The following is a 5,901-nucleotide window of genomic DNA, read 5'->3' on the forward strand; positions in this document are numbered from 1 at the left end:
ATTATTTTTCTATAATATCTTAAATCTGCCCTCCTACAGGCTTTATTATCAGTTCATCCACATTGGCACCGGAGCTCATTTTGTAAACATTTACAATGGCCGAGGCAATATCTTCCGGTAATACAAATTGATCTTTAGGTATCGTGGTACCTTCCCACGAATTGGTAAGTGTTGAGCCTGGAATAACTGCCGTAACTTTCACATTATGAGGCATCATCTCCAATCGCATTACTCTGCTGAGACCCAATAGTGCAGCTTTTGTTACACTATAAGTACCAGCCGCGGCAATAGGATCAAGCGCTGCAACTGAGCAAATAGTGAAGATATGCCCCTCACGTGCAGCGATCATGCTTTTACCGAAATAACGGTACAGGTAATAGGCAGGCATGTAGTTGGTATTCAGTTGCTTTTCAAAAGCTGCCTCGCTTTCATCCAATATGCTGATGGGATCGAACATCCCAAGGTTATTTACTATAATACTAATAAAACCCAGTTCCTGTTCGGCAGCGCCTGCAAATTTGAGCAGTTGCTCTTTTACACTGCCATCGGCTACTTGAGTAAATACTTTTATCTTTGAGTTAATTGCCAGGAGCTCCTGTTTAAATTCACTCAGTTCGCTTTCTTTTCGTGAACAAACAGCCAGGTTAACACCTTCTTTAGCGAAAGCAATGGCGATTGCTCGTCCCATTCCTTTAGTTGCGCCGGTTATTAATGCATTTTCCATTTTGTGTTTAGTTTCGGTTTTATCCCGCCGTTGTTAATACAAATCTAATTTTGATTGGGGGACAAGTTATTATGCTTTTTGGGAAGTACGAACAAAATCTCGGTAAACAGGGGGAAATTAACGGTAAACGATTTTGCAGGTATTTATACCGGCGAATAAGCATAAAAAGCAGTTTTGTAGAATATGCTCCCCGAATTATGTATTTTTTGCCTGTTAATTATAAGTAAATGACGCTTTTTAATACATATTCTAAGCTTTTTTAAAATGGGAACACTTATTGCATAGGTTATATCAGAAATGTTTAACCTTAAAATCAATTGTCATGAACTCATCTACATTAATCGGAATCGTTGTATGTGTAACACCACTGGTGTTGATTATCGCAACTTTAATTGTCAGAGGTAAAAAATTGTTTGATTAATCAATAGCGATGCTATCCCGGTTGATCAAACCTGAGTAGCAACGCAAATCAAATATCAAATTTACCTTGAAAATCCCTCCGTCTTCTTACCAGGCAGATCGATTATACAGCTACAGGCTAACTACGCCAATTCACCTGACAGTTAATTATTTCTGTTCTTAATAAAAATAGTTAGCCAATAATCAAACAAAATATAGGGTATGCGGGTTGTGTAGAAACCAACAACATCTGCTTGCCATGTTAATGCTCCTCATACAAATAATCGGTGCAATAGGTACTGCTATTATAGCTATCATCTTATTAAAGAAGGACTGGCGCACCAAAAACGAAGCGATAAGAAAAGAAGCTGTATTAGTTACCAGAATTATTTTTGCAGTAACTGTCGTTTCCGTCCTCAACCTGGCTGTTACCTCTATTCAAAGTCAATACGAGATCAATCAACTCGAAAAAGATAAAAAGCAGCTACAGGTAACCAATGCCAATTTGAGTTTTAATATCTCAAAAATTGCTACAGCTCAGCCAACTTCTGATGTTACTGTTAGAAGAGATATTCCTATAAAAAAAGAAGTGCAGAAACAAGTTGAAGCGACAAGTGATGAGTCACAGGACCACTTAACTGTAGTTAGCAAGATCGAGCCTAAAAAACATGATGCAGTAACTAAAAAAGCTGAAAAACGTTCGATTCCTGTCAAATTCGTCAAAAACAATATAACAATTGATAAAAGGGCTACTCCCGTTACTGTTTCGAGGGAACCATCAAATGAACCTGACGATGTACCGCTGTTCCATTTTATTGGTACGGGCGGCAGAGTGCTTTCGGGGGTATTAGTCAGCAATAGTCCAAGGACTATCTATAATTTATCAGTAAAAGTGACCAATTATGACGATTTAATGGATTGTAAATGTTTTGTTGGGAATACCAATAGCGCCACCATTGGTGCTTTAAATAATCAAAGTACTTTCCTGTTTAAACTACCTGAATTTAACCGCCGTGCCCAAAGCGGCCGTTACCTGATCACCATTCGTTATAACGACAAGCTGTATTACGAGGAAGCAATGTATAACTTTACTGACCGCCGCAATTTCACCCAGGCACTGCGCATAAAACAATATGAAGGTTCGTCATTGGTGCATAATACTGTTATGCGCGGTTCCAGGTATCAGTTAAAGTCGATCAATTGGGATCGTGGCTTCCCGCTATCACTGGATGAGCAGGCGAAGAAGGCTTATATTGCTGCCAATTAAAAATTGTATCCCAGGCCAAACTTTATACCGGCTTCCATCAGGTTATTGCTATTATAAAACCGGTGATTAGCATAATATGGATTGACAAATACCGATACAGGGCCTAAATTGTATTTACCGCCCAGCCCTATTTCAATTCCAACGCCTGACTGATCATCCACTATATCATTTGCTGTATAGTTGGTCTCTTTATCGAATATTACTCCGCATTGTCCGTATAAATATTTCAGAAATGTCCATTTAGCCAGAACGGGGACAGACACCATATGTATCTCTCCGTTATATATTCCTCCTGCCGGCCCTATAGTGGTCAACTGCACTTTATTGGTGGAGTATAAAAAACCCGTTTCTAATGAAAATAATTTATTGAAGCTGCGGGTATAGCTTAAGCCATAGGATTGCCCGCTTTTATCGTTATAGCCATAATCGCCAATTGCGCCATGTATATCAACCATATTGGCATTAAAACCATAAACCACTGAGATATTGTTTTTGGTCTGAGAAAAAGCGTAACTGCTGCAAAGCAATAAGGTAAAAACGAGTAATTTTAATTTCATATGATGAATAGGTTCAGATAAGTGATAAATATCGGATTTATTATTTCACTACGGCGATAATTATCAGATCGATACAGTTATAGCCTTTTAAATTAGTCCTTTCCGAAACATTATTCTAACGTTTTAAGTATTATACAGAAGCGAATAATACCTAACCAAAGCGGAAAAAATGTATTTTTAACCGCCTTAGAAAAATTTTAATGTTTCATAGCTTAGGAAGATATATACTCCTTTTGTGGTTAAGTTTCAGAAAACCAGAGAAATTCAAAGTCTACTGGGCCGAAGTAATGCGCGAAATGGTATCGCAGGGAATAGGTTCATTAGGCATCATCGTCATTATTTCTGTGTTTATCGGTGCGGTAGCTACCATACAAACAGCCTTCCAGCTGATAAGCGATCTGGTCCCCAAATCCGTTGTTGGCGGCATCACCAGGGATTCTACCATATTGGAATTTAGTCCGACAATATCGGCTCTTGTGCTGGCCGGACGTATCGGGTCGAGCATAGCCTCGCAAATAGGCACAATGCGTGTTACGGAGCAAATTGATGCGCTTGAAATTATGGGCGTCAATACTCCGGGTTATATCGTATCGCCAAAGATCATTGCAGGGGTTTCGATGGTACCCTTACTGGTTATCATTTCAGTTTTATTGGGGCTTGGCGGGGGCTACCTGGCATGTGCTGTGTCGAACACTGTATCTACTACTGATTACCTTACAGGTTTGACAGATGGTTTTAACACCGTTATCGTTACCGTTTGTGCTGTCAAATCTCTCGCATTCGGATTTATTATAACGTCTATTTGCGCCTACCAGGGCTTTTATACTTCGGGTGGAGCGCTTGAAGTGGGCCAGGCTGCTACACGCGGCGTGGTGTATAGCTGTATCATGATCCTTTTTGCCGACCTGATTATCTCCAAAGTATTACTATGATCGAAATTAAAGACATTTATAAAACCTTTGGTAATAATGAGGTATTGCGGGGGATAACAGCCAACTTCAGGCCGGGTAAAAATAATCTCATTATCGGCGGTTCGGGTTCGGGAAAAACCACATTGTTAAAGTGTATTGTAGGACTGCATGAACCAACGAAAGGCGATGTATTGTATGACGGCCATAATTTTACAGACATGCATTTCAGCGAAAGAGTGCACATCCGTAAGGAGATAGGTATGTTGTTTCAAAACTCTGCCCTGTTCGATTCGATGACGGTGGAAGAAAATATCATGTTTCCCCTCAATTTATTTACCGATCAAAGCAAAGAGGAAAAACTCGACCGGGCAAACTTCTGCCTAAAACGTGTGAACCTGGAAGGTAAAAACAAGCTTTTCCCTTCTGAGTTATCCGGCGGGATGAAAAAGCGTGTGGGTATTGCCCGTGCCATCTCCATGCAGCCAAAATATCTGTTTGTGGATGAACCTAACTCAGGCCTAGATCCGCTTACCTCCATCCTGATCGATGAACTAATTTCTGAACTAACCGAGGAGTACAACATCACTACTGTAGTGGTTACCCACGATATGAACTCAGTAATGGGTATCGGCGACCATATTATATTCCTCTACAATGGCCAAAAATGGTGGGAAGGCACCAATCACGACATCGCGCACACCGACAACAAAGAACTCAACGATTTTGTATTCGCCAGCAAGTTTATGAAAGCGGCGAGGGAGAAGCTGTGATCAGTGACCGGTTACCGGTTATCAGTGACCAGGAATCGCGTAAAAATGAATTAACTATATTTGCAGCCTGATAACTGATCACTGATTAACTAGTCACTATCTCAAGAAATGATCCAACTTCTCACCCCCACTTACTGGAAAGATTATGAGCTGATTGATTGCGGCGATTTTGAAAAGCTGGAGCGTTTTGGCAATATAATTCTGATCCGTCCTGAACCGCAGGCGGTTTGGAGCAAGCAATTGCCGCAGTCTGAATGGCAGAAATTACATCATATTAAGTTCAAAGGACGTTCCGCCACATCCGGTGATTGGCTGAAAAAGAACAATAATATCCCCGACCGCTGGCATATCGAGTATAAAAATCCTGAGATCGCTATAAAATTCCGCCTGGCGCTGACCTCATTCAAGCACGTTGGCATATTTCCTGAGCAGGCGGTTAACTGGGATTATTCATCGCAGGTCATTAAAAAATTTAAGACACCTCAACCAAAAGTGCTCAACTTGTTTGCCTATACGGGCGGAGCTTCGTTAGCAGCACAGGCGGCAGGTGCTGATACTACGCACGTTGATTCTATTAAACAAGTCGTAAACTGGGCTAATGAGAACCAGGAATTATCCGGTTTGACTAATATCCGCTGGGTTGTTGAAGATGCGCTGAAGTTTGTAAAGCGCGAAGTAAAGAGAGGCAAAAAATATAACGGTATCATTTTAGATCCCCCCGCTTATGGCCACGGCCCAAGTGGTGAAAAATGGAAACTGGAAGATCATATCAACGAAATGATGCAGGATGTAGTACAGCTCCTCGATCCGCAGGAACATTTTTTAATCCTGAATGCCTATTCGCTTGGATTTTCGTCGGTCATTATTGAAAATTTAATCAGAAGCTCTTATCCGAAAGTTCAGAACCTGGAAACAGGTGAACTTTACCTGCAGGCAACGTCCGGGGTTAAACTGCCTTTGGGGGTGTTTGGGAAGCTTTATAAGGTTTAATTCCATTATGTCATTGCGAGGCGCAAGGCGGGTGGTGTGAGCCGCGCAACGAAGCAATCGCATGCTTTACAGGGCGGACACGCACAGTTCGCGATTGCTTCCTCACCGCGCAGGCCGTTTCATCGCAATGACACGACGGCCAATTTGTCATCCTATGTTTGTGGATAGGATAAAAACAATGTGAGTTAAGAGTAGATTTAGTGCAGAAGAAAAGGGTAAAGAAAAAGATTACGATTTGTCATTGGCTGTAGGAAGCCGTTCGGAATGCTAATCACTTTACCCC

6 protein-coding genes are annotated in these 5,901 nt (G+C 41.2%); 4 read left to right on the plus strand and 2 right to left on the minus strand.

The features are described 5' to 3' along the window. Positions 1-19: 19 nt before the first annotated feature. Positions 20-724, minus strand: coding sequence for an SDR family NAD(P)-dependent oxidoreductase (locus tag VIM89_RS10180; protein WP_488156042.1), 705 nt, complete (start codon positions 722-724; stop codon positions 20-22). A 658-nt stretch (positions 725-1,382) separates the two neighbouring features. Between VIM89_RS10180 and VIM89_RS10185 the strand changes: the two genes are divergently transcribed. Then, positions 1,383-2,390: a hypothetical protein gene (locus VIM89_RS10185; protein ID WP_488156043.1), complete on the plus strand. Its 1,008-nt coding sequence runs from the start codon at positions 1,383-1,385 to the stop codon at positions 2,388-2,390. Here VIM89_RS10185 and VIM89_RS10190 read toward each other — a convergent pair. Next, positions 2,387-2,947 (minus strand): outer membrane beta-barrel protein, encoded by a 561-nt coding sequence (locus tag VIM89_RS10190; protein ID WP_488156044.1) that lies wholly within the window; start codon positions 2,945-2,947, stop codon positions 2,387-2,389. The genes VIM89_RS10185 and VIM89_RS10190 overlap by 4 nt on opposite strands. A gap of 200 nt (positions 2,948-3,147) precedes the next feature. On the opposite strand from VIM89_RS10190, the gene VIM89_RS10195 reads away from it, so the two are divergent. The 3 genes from VIM89_RS10195 to VIM89_RS10205 all read left to right on the plus strand — a co-directional run bounded on the left by VIM89_RS10195 (position 3,148) and on the right by VIM89_RS10205 (position 5,618). Then, the gene (locus tag VIM89_RS10195) at positions 3,148-3,879 is read left to right on the plus strand and encodes an MlaE family ABC transporter permease (RefSeq protein WP_488156045.1); all 732 of its coding nucleotides are present in this window, start codon (positions 3,148-3,150) and stop codon (positions 3,877-3,879) included. Continuing rightward, complete coding sequence (locus VIM89_RS10200) at positions 3,876-4,628, plus strand: ABC transporter ATP-binding protein (RefSeq protein ID WP_488156046.1); 753 nt, start codon at positions 3,876-3,878, stop codon at positions 4,626-4,628. The genes VIM89_RS10195 and VIM89_RS10200 overlap by 4 nt, the downstream gene beginning before the upstream one ends. Positions 4,629-4,736: 108 nt before the next feature. After that, a complete protein-coding gene (locus tag VIM89_RS10205) occupies positions 4,737-5,618 on the plus strand; it encodes a class I SAM-dependent methyltransferase (RefSeq protein ID WP_488156047.1) in 882 nt (293 codons plus the stop codon). Positions 5,619-5,901: the final 283 nt, after the last annotated feature.

The sequence above is a fragment of the Mucilaginibacter sp. genome, assembly GCF_036568825.1.
Classification (GTDB): Bacteria; Bacteroidota; Bacteroidia; order Sphingobacteriales; family Sphingobacteriaceae; genus Mucilaginibacter.